Here is a 14,337-nt window from a genome sequence, read left to right as displayed (position 1 = left end):
CGGGGCTATCGCAGCGGCTGGTTCAGGTAAGGGTCGGAGACGGCCTTGCGCAGGCTGCCCCAGGCCGCGTCGTTCGCCACCGCCAGGTCACAGTGCGGTCCGGGGTCGCGGTAGTTCCACTGGAGGGCGGCCTTGACGCCGTCCAGGCCCTTGAGCACCCCGGGCACCTGCGCGTACCACTCGGCCTGCCGCCCCGGGCGGTTCGCGTCCGCGGCGGTGCCGAACTCGGAGAGCATCAGCGGCTTGTCGTCGGAGAGGTGCGTGCGGATCCAGTCGTGCGTGGCCTTCTGGGTCTGCGCGAAGGTCAGCCAGTCCGCGTCGTGGCAGAGGTAGTAGTTGTACTGGTTGTAGCCGATCCAGTCGACGTAGTCGTCGCCCGGGTACATCTTCTCGATCGTGCCGGCGTGGTCGAGGTATCCGGTGGTGATCCACGTCCACACCACGTTGTCGACGCCCAGAGCGCGGAACCGGTCGTGGATGTGCCGGTAGGCCTTCACGTAGTCGGCGGGCGTGCCGCCGGCCGAGGTGCGGGTGTCCATCTCCAGGTCGAAGGAGAGGAACACCTTCTTGCCGTAGTCCTTGATGCGCCGGGCCTGGACGTCGATCACCCGGTCGTCCAGCTCGCCGGACGCGATCTGCTTCCAGGTCGGCTGCTGCCCCTTGGTACCGCCCCACCACTTGCTCTCCCAGGAGAGCAGCAGCAGGTGGTCCTCGCCGACACGCCGCTCCTCCGGCGTGAGCAGTTGTCCCTCCCGCCGGGCGCCCGAGGGCAGGGACATGTCGTGGTACGTGTACACGATGTCCAGCTCCCGGCCCACGCGCTTCTCGTAGGCGCGTACCTTCTCCGGCAGGTCGTCGCGCTCGTGCGGCACGAACGCCCCGAACCAGGCGCCGCAGGGCGGTACCAGGAGGGCCGTCGGGCGGCAGTCCGCCGGGGCCCCGGCCGCTCCCTGCTCCTGCGGTCCGGAGGCGTTCCGCAGAGCGAGTACGGCGACCAGCACCGCGCTGACGACCGTGGCGGACGTGATCAGCAGTCGGCGGCGGCTCGATGCCAGCGGGCCTGGGGCCGCGTGCTCCTCGTGTGGCCTCTCCCCGTGCGGCGTTCTGCGGTACCGGGCTCCGGTGGCGTGCGGCGTGCGGCGAAAGGGACGGTGGGGGCGGTTGAACCTCACTGAGCGGAACCCTTCGGTGTCCTCGGTGTCGTCCCCGGCTGCGGGGAGGCGCGCAGCGGCGGGCAGAACGCGGTGAGTGTGGTCAGCAGCGTCAGCGTCAGCAGCACCCGCTGCGCGCTGAAGGTGTGCGTGGCGATCAGCACGGTCGCCACGAGCATCACGGCGCCGATGCTCAGGAACAGCGCCAGCATCAGCCGCTCCAGCAGGTCGGAGTGGCGGGCGAAGTCCGGGTCCCGGCGCTCCACGGGCCCTTCGGCGGGCCGCGCCCCGAGGGCGGGGGCGCAGACTCTGACCACGGCCGCACCGGGCCCCGCGGCCAGGAACAGCACGACCGCGGCGCCCCGTAGCGGCGATCCGCCGGGCAGGGCGAGGGCGGCCAGTGCCAGCCAGCCGCCGAACGGGGGCAGCATCCGGACCACGAGTTCCTGCGGTCTCATCGCTCCGCTCCCCCTGACTGGTTCAGTACGTAGAGCCATCCGGCGCCGTTGTCCGCCACGAGCCGGAATCTCGGCGACGCGGCGACGGATCTCTGGATGCGCTCCAACTGGGCCCGGTCGAGCTGCCCGTTCATCTCGGAGTTGGCCACCTGCCCCTGGGTGAGCAGGAAGTAGGCCCGGCCCGGGCGCTCCACCCCCGCCATGTCTCGCGCGAGGGTGGCGGCGGGCTCCCTGACGATCCGGTCGACATGACCGCGGCCGTCGTCGAGGAACCAGTAGTGGTCGACGCTCCAGTAGTCGGCGTACGCGTCCGGGTAGTTGCGGTTGGCCGCCACGACCAGCGAGCCCTCGGGCGCCTGCGCGAAGAGCTGCCGCACGAGCGCCACTTCCTGGGGCGGGAAGTAGTTGATGCGGTCCTTGCCGGAGTAGGCGGGCACGAACGCCAGAGTGGTGCCGAGCAGCGCGGCCAGCGGCACCCAGGTGCCGGCCCCCCACCGGCGGGCCCGGCCGGGGCCGGTGGCCTGCCGGTTGCCGGCTGCCTGTGCGGTGGCGTCGGCGGCCAGGGTGCGGACCTTGGGCAGCAGGGCCGCGGCGGCGAAGAAGGCGGCTCCGGGCAGCATGAACAACAGCACCCGGAAGATCATCTCGCTGCCGTAGCTGCTCGCCGCGAACATCGGCAGCGGGGCCGCCGCGACCAGCAGCAGGGGGAAGGCGCGGTGGCGCAGCACCCGCTGGCGCAGCACTCCGACGCCCGCGAGCAGCAGGACCGAACCGGACAGCAGCCGGGCCGCCCAGGACGTCGCGATCGCTCCGGTGCCGGTCGGTGTGGCGCCGTAGCCCGTCTCGACGTTGGCGCCGACGTCGCCGATGGAGCGGATCATGTCGGGCATCGCCGCGGACAGGAAGGGCAGGGCGGCCGTGAGGCACCAGGCCAGGAAGATGACGACGGTCGTGACGACCGGGACCCAGTCGCGGTAGCGGCGGCTCAGGCACAGGGCGAGCAGGCAGACGGCCAGCATGCCCGGGGTGAGCTGGTGGGAGATGACGATCGCCACGATCATGACGGTGATCACCACCGTCCACACGGCCTGCCGCGGCTGCCCGCTCCGCACGGCGGACCGGCCGAAGCGCCGCAGGACGACCGCGAGCACGCCCACGTGCAGCGCGTACGCCACGGACTGGGGGGAGAAGTAGTCCTGCCCGACCCAGTTGGCCACGTAGAAGAGCCAGACCGCGGTCCAGATCAGCCGCCGGTCCTCGGTGAAGGTGCGGTAGATCAGCAGCAGTGGGAGCAGCAGCATCAGGCTGGAGACCAGGGGCCACCAGGCCATGAACATCGCCGCCGAGTCCACGCCCAGCAGCCGTTGCAGGGCGGCCTGGGCGGCGAAGAAGCCCGGCCACTGGTCGTACACCGCCATGTCGCCGACCTGATCGGCCGTCTGCAGTCCGCCGGCCGTCAGCAGATGGTCGATGACCGCTTCGTGCTTCCACGCCCAGGCGTACAGCGGGGTCGGGTAGAGCACGGCCTGCGTGGCCCGCTCCATCACCAGCAGGCCCAGTACGTACGCCGCCGACCAGGCTGCCGGGCGGTGTGCGTCGCGGACGGTGAACCAGAAGCCGGCGGTGAGTACCGCGAGCCCTGCCCAGAATGTCGGGTGCAGCGCGCTGACCAGCCCGTAGTCGTCGAGCCGCGAGACGTCGGTGTGCCGCACGGCGTACGCCCAGAGCGCGAGCGCGACGAGCAGCGGGACACCGGGCCAGGAGCGCGCGCGGCGGCCGGACCAGGCGGGGGGCAGGTCGGACAGGTCCGTCACGGGCCCGTGGGCGGGGCTCGACGACTCCGAGGAGCTGGGGCTGGAGGACTGGCTGGCCGTGTCGGGTCCGCCGGCGGAGGTGCTCGCGCCGTCCCGTGCGGGTGTGGGTTCCGGCGTGGATCTCTCCCTCGGTGTGACTGGCGGACGCACGGTGGTTCCCCCCTGGCGGTTGCTCTCTTCGGCTGTGCTCGGCTCTGTCCGGGCCCGGGCCCGGGGCGGTCTCGGCTTCGGGTGTGATCAGTCGCGGGGCCTGCCGCTCGGTAAGCCGCAGGCCGTTCGGTTGGCTGTCGGATCTATCGGATCCATCGGATCTGTCGGGGACGCGGTGCGCGAGCGCCACCACGCCGACGCGGCGCGGTGGAGCGGCAGGAGCAGCGCGAGGGCGACGAGCAGGGGCGGCGCGAGGGGTGCGAGCGCGTCGCGCCACACCCAGCCGCACACCGCGACGAGATACAGAACCCCCCAGCGCCCCGGCCACGTCATCCGGCCGCCCGTGTTCGCGAGCAACAGCAGCCCCAGCGGTACGAGACACAGCAGCTGGCAGACCGGCGGCGCCCAGCGCAGCAGTGGCTCGGGCCCGTCGAGCCCCACCGCGTCCGCCAGGAAACCGGCCGTCTTCTCGTACAACGCCCCGTCCACCGGCCGCGGTTCCCGTCCGAGGGCGGCCGGTGCGGCGTACAGGGCGCACAGGACGGCGCACAGTGCCGTGCCGGGCAACCACGGGTCGCGCCGGGTGCTCAGCGTGACGGCGGCGACGAACACCACGAGCAGCAGGCCGCCCGCGGCGAGCGACGGCAGGGGCAGGCCCTCCAGCAACTGGCGCCCGGACAGCGCGGCTTCGGACGCCCGGTCGAGCCACGGCAGGTCCCGCAGCGGAGCCCAGAAGAACACGACGGCGACCCCGAGCAGGCTCCACAGGGCGCCTCGCAGCCGCCGCTCCTGCGGCTCCTGCGGCTCCTGCGGCTCCTGCGGCTCCTGCGGCTCCGGCTCCGGTTCCCCGGCCGGGTGGGGCGGTGGTTCCCTGGTCGGCCCGTCCGGCCGCACGATCAGCGCCAGCGTGTCCGCCTGCAGCGCCTCGCGCTCGTAGCCGGGGCGCCCGATGAACAGCGTGACCGTGTCCTGGTCGCCGTCCTTGGGCTGGTAGGCGGCCCGGCGGGCCCAGGTCGTGCCGTATCCGGCGGTGGCGTTGAGCTTCGCCCAGCGGGTGCCGTAGGCGGGGTCGGCCGGTGGACGGGCGGCGGGGGTGCTGTCGTCGTGGCGCAGGGCCGCGCGCAGTCCGGCCATGGAGACGACGGCGATCAGCGTCATGCTCAGCAGCACCGCCCAGCCGGCGCCCGCGATCCCGGACGGGGAGAACAGCACGGCCGCACTGCCCAGCACCAGGGCGCACATGGCCCCTTGGAGCGCGGCCAGCACACCCGTGCGCCCCTGGACGCGCAGTACGCCGATGTACAGCTCCACCACCACCCGCGGCAGGGCACCGAGGGCGAGAAGCCGCAGCACGGTCGAGCCGTGCTCGGCGTAGTCCGGGCTGAAGGGCGTGAGGATCTGCGGGGCGAAGACGACCAGCACGGCCACGACCGGGACCAGCAGCAGCGTCATGCGCCGCAGGGCGCCCCGGACGCCGTCGGCGAGCTGGCGCGGGTCGTGCGAGGCGTGCGCGGTGAGCGACGAGGCCATGTTGATGGCCATGAACTCCATCGTGCCGCCGACGGTGTAGGCCACGTAGAAGTAGCCGTTCTCGGCGGCGCTGAAGCGGACCGCGACCATCACTGGCAGCAAATTGATCATCGCCAGGCTGAACAGGGCGCCCAGTGAGTCCCCGGCCAGGAACCGGCCCATGTCCCGGATCTTCGGGGGTTCCTTGTCGCGGTCGGCGGCCGCCTGGCGCGGGATGAGCCGGCGGAAGATCAGCCAGCCCAGCGGCAGGGTGGAGAAGGCGATCGCCACCGCCCAGGAGACGAAGATGCCGAGGACCGGCAGCGCGCCGGCGAAGACGACCAGAAGGGCCAGCTTGCCGACCGAGAAGACCGCGTTCCCGGCGGGCACCCACTCCGCTTTGCGCAGTCCGGTGAGCACCCCGTCCTGAAGGGTGAGCAACGCCCAGGCCACACAGGCGGCGACGAACACGGCACCCGCCACGGGTGTGCCCAGCGGTGCGTAGGACGCCCCCCACGCGTCGAGCGTGAGCAGGAAGACGGCGGCTGCGAGCGCCACGACCAGCGAACTGGCCACGTACGTGCCCCACACCAGCCGTCCGGTCTCCCGCCCGGCGCGCGGGACGAAACGGACGACGGCGCCGATCATCGTCGTCGCCGTGATGCTGGCGAGCAGCCGCATCGCGGCGATCGCGGCCGAGCCCTGGCCGACGGCCTCCTCCGTGTAGTAGCGGGCGGCCACCAGCCAGAATCCCAGGCCCAGTACGGCCGAGACGCCGGTGCTGAGCATGAGGAAGTAGGCGTTCTTGAACAGCGAGTCGTGGGTGTGGTCGCCGTCGGCAGGCTTGGGCCCGCCGCCGTCGGTGCGCGCGGCGGCGGGCTCGTGCACCTGGATCTCAGCCACCGGACCGTCCCAGCCCTCCCGGCGTCGGATTGTTCCCCGGCTGTTCTCCCGGCGTCCGGACCGGCTGGGCTCCCGACCGCTCCAGCACCTCGACCGCCGCCCGCGCCCGCAGCGGGTCCACGGGCAGCGCGTGCCGCGCGAACCAGCGGGCCGCCTCGGGAGATGGTGAGGGGTCGGTGAACTCCGCACCGGCGTAGTCGTCCAGGGGCGGGTCGTAGAGGTAGCCGACGACGATGCCCTGCCGCGCCAGAGCCGCGATCGCCGCGTTCCGGTCGGCCACGAACAGCGGGACCCGGAAGAGCGGCTGCGTCCCCTGGCCGTCGCGCGGCTTGGCCCAGGGCGTGGACAGCAGCAGTTCCGTGCCCGCCCGGCAGGCCTCCAGCACGTCGTCCAGCCGGCCGAGCTTGTGGCCGATGCGGCGCAGCCGCAGCGAGCCGGACCGGAGGCGGTAGTCGTGCATGTCGACGCGCACCCACGGGTGGTGGGCGTCGAGCCCGGGCGTGTGACGGGCGGCGAGGGCGAGTTCGTCCGGGCGCAGCGGCATCCGGATCTCCTCGCGGTCCGCCAGCCCCAGCAGCCGGATCGCGGCCCAGGCGGCGCGCCGCAGCCGCAGCCCGCGCACCGCCGCCTCCGCGTAAGGCCGGACCAGATAGGCGAGTTCGGCACTCGTCCGGCGCGGCGCGAGCAGTCCCTCGCAGGTCTTCTCCACCGCCTCCCGTAACCCCGGGTCGGCGAGCGAGAGCATGCCTCCGGCCTGGGCGCCGACGTGCTTGGACAGACTGAACACGGAGGCCTCGCCCCACGCCCCGACCGGCCGGCCGCCCACCCGGCTGCCGATCGCGTGCGCCCCGTCCTCGAACAGCGGGATCCCCAGCGCGTCGCACTTCTGCCTGAGGCGCGGTGCGGGATCCGGGTTCCCGTACAGGTTCGTCGTGAGCACAGCCGACACCGAGCCCCACACCTCGTCCGGCACGGCATCGATGTCGATGGACGCGTCGAGCGGGTTCAACGGCGCCTGCACGGGGCGCAGTCCGGCCGCGAGCACGACGAAGAAGATCACGTCGTCGTTCACCGGCGACATCAGCACCCGTCCGCCGGGCGGGCACCAGTGGCGCAGCGCCACGTACAGCCCGAATCGGCACGACGGTACGTACACACATTCCCGGCCGAGCCGGACGCGCATGGTCTCCTCCAGCCACTTCGGCTGTGCGCCACGCCGCACCGAACCCGGACCGGCCTCCCCTTTGGCCATCCGCCCCCCAGATGTGCCGTGGGAAAGCCCCCTCCCCGAGGCCTTCCGGCACCCGCCCAGAGTCGCCCCGTTCGCACCGCTCCGTCAAGATTGCGTCGCGTCCTGTGGATAACTGTCGGCACGTACGAATGCGGCGTCCCGCCCGGCGCGCCGGAGTGGACCCGTCCGGTCCCACCCGCGCCCACCTGCCCCGTTCGCCCCTCTCCGCCTCCTCGGACTCTGCCCAGGACCGGCGTGTCACCCGTAACGTGTGGCATGACCACGAACACGTGGCGACGACATGGCGCACCCGAAAGCGAGGCAGCACCCGATGCCCCCCTTCGATGTCCCCGAGGGCGACCCCTTCGGCCCGCACAACCTGCCGTACGGCGTGTTCTCCCTGCCCGGCTCGTCCCACCGGGCCGTGGGCGTCCGGCTCGGCGACCACGTACTGGACGCGGGCGCCGCGGCCCACGCGCTCGGCTCGCCCTACGCCTCCCTGCTCGCGCGGCCGACCCTCAACCCGCTGCTCGCCGCAGGCCGCACGGCCTGGTCGGACGTCCGCCGGGCGCTGACCGCCTGGGTGACCGTGCCGTCCCACCGCGAGACCGTCGCACCGCTGTTCCACCCCCTGTCGTCGGTGACCCTGCACCTGCCGTTCGAGGTCGCCGACTACGTCGACTTCTACGCCTCCGAGAACCACGCCCGGAACGTCGGGCAGATGTTCCGGCCCGACGCCGAGGACTCCCTCACCCCCAACTGGAAGCACCTGCCCATCGGCTACCACGGCCGCTCCGGCACGGTCGTCGTCTCCGGCACGGAGGTCCCGCGGCCGTCCGGGCAGCGCAAGGCCCCCACCGACGCCGCTCCGGTCTTCGGGCCGTCCGCCCGCCTGGACATCGAGGCCGAGGTCGGCTTCGTCGTCGGCGTACCCTCCCGGATGGGCGCGCCGGTGGCCCTCGGCGACTTCCGCGAGCACGTGTTCGGACTGTGCCTCCTCAACGACTGGTCCGCGCGCGACATCCAGGCCTGGGAGTACGTGCCCCTCGGCCCGTTCCTCGGCAAGTCCTTCGCCACGTCGGTGTCGGCGTGGATCACCCCGCTGGACGCCCTGGAGGAGGCCCTCGTGGCGCCTCCTGCCCGGACGCACGAGCTCCTGCCCTACCTGGACGACAGCGGCGAGGAGCCCGGCGGCTACGACCTGCGGATCAGCGTCGCCGTCAACGGCCACGTCGTCTCCGAGCCGCCCTTCTCCACCATGTACTGGACGGCCGCCCAGCAGCTGGCCCACATGACCGTCAACGGCGCCTCCCTGCGCACCGGCGACCTGTACGGCTCCGGCACGGTCAGCGGCCCGGCGGAACGGGAACGTGGCTCCCTGCTGGAACTGACCTGGAACGGCCGCGACCCGCTCGAACTCCCGGGCGGCAAGCGCACGTTCCTGGAGGACGGCGACGAGGTGACCCTCACGGCCTGGGCTCCCGGGCCCGACGGTGTGCGAGTCGGGCTCGGCGAGGTGACGGGGCGGGTCGTCCAGGGCTGACCCGGACCGGCCGGGAGCCGCTCTCCGGGGCGTCCGAGGTCGCCCCTGCCGTCTCCCTTGTCGCCGTTCGGCCCCCTGACGCACACCGCCCGGCCCGTCATACTGGGCGCGAGGCGGTGTGCCCGCACGGCCGCAACACTCGTCGTGGTCACCGGTGCGCACGGCGGCCGCCTCCCCCGCACGACCCGTAGCCGCCCCTCTCGTGACGAGGAACCGGAGCCCGTGGCCATGACCGTCTGCCTGCTCCTGCTGAGCGTCGTCGCCGTGACGGCCGCCGTCCCCGTTCCCCGTGCGCTGACCCGGGCGGCCTGGCCCGAGCGGGAACCGGTGGTCGCGCTCTGGGTCTGGCAGTGCCTGGTCGCCACCGTCCTGCTGGCGTGCGTGACGGCGCTCTCCCTGGGCGCCGCCGCCGTCTTCGGCACGGTCCGCGCCCAGCTCTTCGCCCCGGCACCGGCCGCGGTGACCGCGGCGTACGACCTGTCCGCCGCCCCGCCCTGGGCCGCCGCGCTCACCCTGCTGCTGGCCTGCGGCGCCGCCTGGACGACCGCGATGCTCGCGCGGGAGCTCGTCGAGGCGCGCCGGCGTCGGGCCCGGGCCCGGGCCCATCTGCGGGAGCGCGCACCCGACCTGCCGGCCGGCCTGCCCGCGGCCCGGGGTCCGCTGCTCGTCCTGGAGGACGAGTACCCGGACGCCTGGTGGATGCCCGGCCACCCGCCCCAGCTGATCGTCACCACGGGCGCCCTGCACCGTCTGACCGGCCACCAGCTCGACGCCGTCCTCACGCACGAGCGGGGCCACGCCCGCGCCCGCCACGACTGGCTGCTGCACCTGTCCACGGCCCTGGCCACCGGCTTCCCCCGCATCCCGCTGTTCGCCCACTTCTGCGACCAGACCCACCGCCTGGTCGAACTGGCCGCCGACGACACGGCCTCCCGCCGCTGCGGCCACCTGACGACCGCCCTGGCCCTGATCGAGCTCAACCAGCACCGCGGTGTCCTGTCCTGCGCCTCCAGCCACCGCCTGCTGGGCGAACGGGTCGACCGGCTTCTGGAGCCGCCGCCCCGGCTGGGCCGCCGGCACCGCGCCCTGACCACCACGACGGCCGCGCTCGTGCCGCTGGTGCCCCTGCTGATCGCGTTCGCACCGGGCCTGACGGCACTGTCGTAGCCCCACCGGCCGGGAGACGGCGGGCGGCCGGAGCGGGATCGGCCGAGAGGCGACCGGCTGTCGGCGCCACACCGGCCCAGGCGGTCGGTGGCGGATCCGGTCACGGTACGGCCAAACCACCAGCTCACTCGTCGGACGCGTCACATTCCCGGTGGCGCAACATTCCTGCAACACCACTTTTCCTATCGGATAGGTATGGTCCGAACCATGCCCAGTGACCGCATCCGAGACCACGCCGGACAGGGAGCCGCGACCACCGTCGCCGCCCACCGCGCGCGGCGACGGCTGCGCGCCGACCGGGCGCGGCAACTGGCGGACCTGCTCCGGCGGCTGCTGCTCACCGGGGCCTTCCCCGACGGGGTCCTCCCTCACGAGTCGACCCTCGCCACCGAGTACGGCGCGAGCCGCAACACGGTCCGCGAGGCACTCGACCTGCTGCGGGCCGAGGGCCTCGTGGAGCGTCAGCCCGGTGTCGGCACCGTGGTCGTGGCCCACAAGTACCCCCACGGCCTCGACCGCCTGATGGGCCTCGCGGAAACCCTCCGCGAGCACGGCCGGGTCACCAACGAGGTCCGCACCATGGGCCCCGCCCCGGCCCCCGCGCCGGTGGCCGACCGTCTCGGACTCGCGCCCGGCACCGACGTCCTCTACATCGAACGCCTGCGCAGGCTCGGCGGACTGCCCCTGTCCCTCGACCTCACCTACATCCCCCTGGACATCGGCACCGAACTGCTCGGCGCCGATCTGGAGAACACCGACGTCTTCCGCCTCCTGGAAGCCGTCACCGGCCAGCGCCTCGGCCACGCCGAGATCACTCTGGAAGCGGTCAGCGCGGACACCCACTCGGCCGCCGTGCTCGAGGCCCCGCGCGGCGCCGCCGTCCTCATGCTGGAACGCCTCACCCACCTCGCGGACGGCCGCCCGGTCGACCTGGAGTTCATCCGTTTCCGCGGCGACCGCATCACCATGAGCGGCCTGCTGCACCGGAACCGGTAGCCCACCCGCTCGCGCACATCCCTGGAGACAGCCATGCCCTTGGCGCCCCAGCGGGCCGACGTGCCCGTGACCATCGACGAGTCGAAGTGCATCGACGGCTGCACGCTCTGCGTGGACATGTGCCCGCTGGACTCCCTCGCCATCGACGAGCGCAACGGCAAGGCCTACATGCATGTCGACGAGTGCTGGTACTGCGGCCCGTGCGCGGCCCGCTGCCCCACCGGAGCCGTCACGGTCAACATGCCCTATCTGCTCCGGTGAGAGGCCGAAACCGCCATGTCCCGAACCACCATGAAACGCACCGTCGTCGCGATATCCGCCGTCGTCCTCCTGCTCCCGCTCAGCTCCTGCGGCGGTGACGCGGAGGCGGGCAGCGGCTCCACGGTCACCGTCACCGTCGGCTACCAGTCCCGAACCATCAACACCGTCACGGCGGGCACCCTGCTCCGCTCCCTCGGCTCCTTCGAGAAGCAGCTCAACGCCCTGCACGACGGCGTCCACTACAAGGTCGACTGGCAGGACTACGCCACCGGCGCGCCCATCACCGCACAGATGACCGCCGGGAAGATCGACATCGGCTCGATGGGCGACTTCCCGCTCCTCATCAACGCGGCCCGCGGCAAGCAGCTCAACAGCCCCACCCGCCTGGTCTCGGTCACCGGCTACAACCTGCGCGGCGGCCTCAACACCATCGTCACCGCTCCGGACTCCAAGCTGACCTCCCTGAAGGACCTCAAGGGCAAGAAGGTCTCCACGAGCGTCGGCTCGGCCGCCGACGGCACCCTCGTCCGGGCCCTGCAGCGCGCCGGCATCGATCCGAACAGCGGCATCGAGAAGCTCAACCAGCAGCCCTCCGTCGGCGCCTCCGCCCTCGCGGCCGGCAGCACGGACGCCCTGTCCCAGTTCGTCGCCTGGCCGGGCCTGCTCACCTTCCAGGGCAAGGCGAAGGCGATCTACGACGGCGCCCGGCTGAACCTGCCCACCTTCCACGGCGTCACCGCCCGCGAGGACTTCGCGAAGCAGCGCCCGGCCGTGCTGGAGGCGTTCCTGAAGGCCCAGGCGGAGGCCACCGACTACCTGCACGAGCACCCGGTGGACGCCGCCGAGAAGGTCGCGAAGGCGACCGGCCTGCCCGCCGAGGTCGTCTACCTCTACAACGGCGATCACGGCATCGCCACCTTCGACCCGGCCATCAAGCCCCAGCTCGTCTCCGCGCTGAAGCAGGACGTCTCGATCCTCAAGTCGGCGAAGCTCACCGGAGACGTGGACGTCGACTCCTTCGTCGACGACCAGTACGTGAAGAAGGCCCTCGGAACGACGGCGTACACCAAGCATCTCGCCACGAAACCCGCACCGGCCGCGAGCGAGGCCTGGCCCAAGGGCGCCTCCAAGACGGTCACCTTCAACTCCCCCTCCAAGCTGCTGCGTTACGTCGCCGGGCACCGCGACGACCTGCGCGCCGCCTACGTCCCCGACACCACCACCGGCACCCTCTGGTTCGCCGACAAGGCCGTGTGGGTGGCCGACGGCGACAAGCTGCTGCCCTTCGTCGCGCCCGACACCGCGCAGGCGTACATCGCCGGGCACGGCGGAGCCCGCGTCGTCTCCTACGCCGACGCCCTGGAGCGGGCCTCGTGAGGCGGTATGTGCTCCGCGTCCTCTCGCTGGTCGCCGCCCTGGGCCTGTGGCAGGCGCTGACCAGCCTGAACGTCGATCTGTGGCTGCGCTTCTCGCAGTTCCCGACGGTCACCGACGTGGCCCGGGCCTTCGCCGCCCGGGTGTCCGGGCCGGACTACTGGACGGACCTCACCGACAGCCTCACCCGGATCCTCACCGGCTTCCTGCTGGCCGCCGTACTCGGGGTGGCCACGGGCGTGCTCGTGGCGCGCTCGCGACTCGCCGAGGACCTGCTCGGTCCGGTGCTGGAGGTGATCCGCCCGATCCCGGCCATCGCCCTGGTGCCCGTGGCGATCCTGCTGTTCCCCTCCAACGAGCAGGGCATCGTCTTCATCACCTGCACCGCCGCCTTCTTCCCGGTCCTGGTCTCCACCCGGCACGCGGTGCGCGCCCTGACGCCCGTGTGGGAGGAGGCCGTACGCACCATGGGCGGCGGCCGGTGGCGGATCCTCGGCTCGGTCGTCCTGCCGGGCGCCCTGCCCGGCGTGTTCGGCGGTCTGTCCGTCGGCATCGGCGTCTCGTGGATCTGTGTGATCTCCGCCGAGATGATCTCCGGCCAGTACGGCGTCGGATACCGCACCTGGCAGGACTACACCGTCGTCGACTACCCCGGCGTGTTCGTCGGCATGGTCACCATCGGCGTGCTCGGCTGGCTCACCTCCACCGCCGTGGAACTCCTGGGCCGCCGCCTCACCCGCTGGCTGCCCCGCACCGCGTACGTGCCCGGCGCCCGGACGCCCCGGCCGGGCCGGTCCGTGAAGCCGGCACCGGCCGTCCCCGCCGCCGTCCACGGCGGGGCCCGATCCGAGGAGGCACGCGATGAGCACCTCGTCTGAGACCGTCCCGAACACCCCGCCCGGAGCGGCGGACACCCCGTCCGGAGCGGCGGGCACCCCGCCCAGGGCCGCGGACATGCGTCCCGGGGCCGCCCCGGGCGCCTCCCCCGAGACCGTCGGGAACGCTTCGTCCGAGAGCGCCGCGGGCACCTCCCCGGTGCGCGGCACGCGCCTCAGCCTCACCGGCGCCTCCCTCGGCCGCCCCGGCGCGACCGCCCTGGACAAGGTCGACCTGGACATCGCCCCCGGCGAGATCCTCACCGTCGTCGGCCCGTCGGGCTGCGGCAAGTCGACCCTGCTGCGCACCCTGGCCGGCCTGCTGTCGCCGCTCGCGGGCGAGATCGCCCAGGACGGGCACCCGCTGACCGGCCCCTCGGCCGACCGGGCCCTGGTCTTCCAGGAGGACGCCCTGCTCCCCTGGCGCACCCTGCGCGCCAACGTCGAACTCCCCCTCGCCATCCGCGGCGTGCCCCGCGCCGAACGCCGGGAGCAGGCCCAGAAGTGGCTGGAGCGGGTCGGACTCGGCTCCCAGGCACGGCAGTTGCCGCACCGGGTCTCCGGCGGGCAGCGCCAGCGCGTGCAGCTGGCCCGCGCCCTGGCCGGACGCCCGCGCGCCGTCCTGATGGACGAGCCGTTCGGCGCGCTCGACGCGCAGACCCGCGCCGGGATGCAGGACCTGCTGGTGGAGGTGCTCCAGGGCACGGGCGCCACCGTCGTCTTCGTCACCCACGACGTGGACGAGGCCCTGTTCCTCGGCGACCGCGTGGCCCTGCTCGGCGCGGGCGGCCTCGTCGCCGTCCGGGACATCCCCCGCCCGCGCGAGCGCGGTGCGCACGACGACCCGGCGCGCGTGGCCCTGCGGCGCGACGTCCTCACCTCGCTCGGTACGTGAAAGGCACCCC

12 protein-coding genes are annotated in these 14,337 nt (G+C 73.0%); 7 read left to right on the top strand and 5 right to left on the bottom strand.

Annotated elements, in window-relative coordinates:
- Positions 1-5: 5 nt before the first annotated feature.
- From ADK65_RS10055 to ADK65_RS10035, 5 genes are all read right to left on the bottom strand, one after another.
- Positions 6-1,172 (bottom strand): glycoside hydrolase family 26 protein, encoded by a 1,167-nt coding sequence (locus ADK65_RS10055; protein WP_053669608.1) that lies wholly within the window; start codon positions 1,170-1,172, stop codon positions 6-8.
- Complete coding sequence (locus ADK65_RS10050; RefSeq protein WP_053669607.1) at positions 1,169-1,609, bottom strand: hypothetical protein; 441 nt, start codon at positions 1,607-1,609, stop codon at positions 1,169-1,171. The genes ADK65_RS10055 and ADK65_RS10050 overlap by 4 nt, the downstream gene beginning before the upstream one ends.
- A complete protein-coding gene (locus ADK65_RS10045) occupies positions 1,606-3,423 on the bottom strand; it encodes a hypothetical protein (RefSeq protein ID WP_053669606.1) in 1,818 nt (605 codons plus the stop codon). Before ADK65_RS10045 ends, ADK65_RS10050 begins: the two co-directional genes overlap by 4 nt.
- A 237-nt stretch (positions 3,424-3,660) precedes the next feature.
- Positions 3,661-5,985, bottom strand: coding sequence for a lipopolysaccharide biosynthesis protein (locus tag ADK65_RS10040; protein ID WP_234352841.1), 2,325 nt, complete (start codon positions 5,983-5,985; stop codon positions 3,661-3,663).
- On the bottom strand, positions 5,978-7,237 hold the full coding sequence (locus ADK65_RS10035) for a DegT/DnrJ/EryC1/StrS family aminotransferase (protein WP_078955883.1): 1,260 nt from the start codon (positions 7,235-7,237) through the stop codon (positions 5,978-5,980). Before ADK65_RS10035 ends, ADK65_RS10040 begins: the two co-directional genes overlap by 8 nt.
- 310 nt (positions 7,238-7,547) lie before the next feature.
- Here ADK65_RS10035 and fahA point away from each other — a divergent pair, with 310 nt between their 5' ends.
- The 7 genes from fahA (at position 7,548) to ADK65_RS10000 (ending at position 14,327) form a co-directional block, all read left to right on the top strand.
- A complete protein-coding gene (fahA, locus tag ADK65_RS10030; protein ID WP_053669605.1) occupies positions 7,548-8,759 on the top strand; it encodes a fumarylacetoacetase in 1,212 nt (403 codons plus the stop codon).
- A gap of 228 nt (positions 8,760-8,987) precedes the next feature.
- Positions 8,988-9,926 (top strand): M56 family metallopeptidase, encoded by a 939-nt coding sequence (locus tag ADK65_RS10025; protein WP_053669634.1) that lies wholly within the window; start codon positions 8,988-8,990, stop codon positions 9,924-9,926.
- Positions 9,927-10,133: 207 nt separating this feature from the next.
- Complete coding sequence (locus tag ADK65_RS10020) at positions 10,134-10,922, top strand: GntR family transcriptional regulator (RefSeq protein ID WP_170320979.1); 789 nt, start codon at positions 10,134-10,136, stop codon at positions 10,920-10,922.
- Between the two features lie 33 nt (positions 10,923-10,955).
- Entirely contained in the window at positions 10,956-11,183 is a 228-nt protein-coding gene (locus ADK65_RS10015; RefSeq protein ID WP_003992261.1) for a 4Fe-4S dicluster domain-containing protein, read from the top strand.
- A 30-nt stretch (positions 11,184-11,213) separates the two neighbouring features.
- Entirely contained in the window at positions 11,214-12,560 is a 1,347-nt protein-coding gene (locus tag ADK65_RS10010; protein WP_053669633.1) for an ABC transporter substrate-binding protein, read from the top strand.
- Positions 12,557-13,435 carry an ABC transporter permease gene (locus ADK65_RS10005; RefSeq protein WP_053669603.1) on the top strand — a complete coding sequence of 293 codons (879 nt, stop codon included), beginning with the start codon at positions 12,557-12,559 and terminating at the stop codon, positions 13,433-13,435. Before ADK65_RS10010 ends, ADK65_RS10005 begins: the two co-directional genes overlap by 4 nt.
- The gene (locus tag ADK65_RS10000) at positions 13,419-14,327 is read left to right on the top strand and encodes an ABC transporter ATP-binding protein (RefSeq protein WP_420708998.1); all 909 of its coding nucleotides are present in this window, start codon (positions 13,419-13,421) and stop codon (positions 14,325-14,327) included. Before ADK65_RS10005 ends, ADK65_RS10000 begins: the two co-directional genes overlap by 17 nt.
- Positions 14,328-14,337: the final 10 nt, after the last annotated feature.

The sequence above is a fragment of the Streptomyces sp. NRRL B-1140 genome (genome assembly GCF_001280065.1).
Classification (GTDB): domain Bacteria; phylum Actinomycetota; class Actinomycetes; order Streptomycetales; family Streptomycetaceae; genus Streptomyces.
This window is presented reverse-complemented; position numbering and strand designations above follow the sequence as displayed.

What these genes read in the sequence shown, in the direction of transcription:
- ADK65_RS10050 (WP_053669607.1), bottom strand. Translation starts at nt 1,609, where the DNA reads ATGAGACCGCAGGAACTCGTGGTCCGGATGCTGCCCCCGTTCGGCGGC.
- ADK65_RS10035 (WP_078955883.1), bottom strand. Translation starts at nt 7,237, where the DNA reads ATGGCCAAAGGGGAGGCCGGTCCGGGTTCGGTGCGGCGTGGCGCACAG.
- fahA (WP_053669605.1), top strand. Translation starts at nt 7,548, where the DNA reads ATGCCCCCCTTCGATGTCCCCGAGGGCGACCCCTTCGGCCCGCACAAC.
- ADK65_RS10025 (WP_053669634.1), top strand. Translation starts at nt 8,988, where the DNA reads ATGACCGTCTGCCTGCTCCTGCTGAGCGTCGTCGCCGTGACGGCCGCC.
- ADK65_RS10020 (WP_170320979.1), top strand. Translation starts at nt 10,134, where the DNA reads ATGCCCAGTGACCGCATCCGAGACCACGCCGGACAGGGAGCCGCGACC.
- ADK65_RS10015 (WP_003992261.1), top strand. Translation starts at nt 10,956, where the DNA reads ATGCCCTTGGCGCCCCAGCGGGCCGACGTGCCCGTGACCATCGACGAG.
- ADK65_RS10010 (WP_053669633.1), top strand. Translation starts at nt 11,214, where the DNA reads ATGAAACGCACCGTCGTCGCGATATCCGCCGTCGTCCTCCTGCTCCCG.
- ADK65_RS10000 (WP_420708998.1), top strand. Translation starts at nt 13,419, where the DNA reads ATGAGCACCTCGTCTGAGACCGTCCCGAACACCCCGCCCGGAGCGGCG.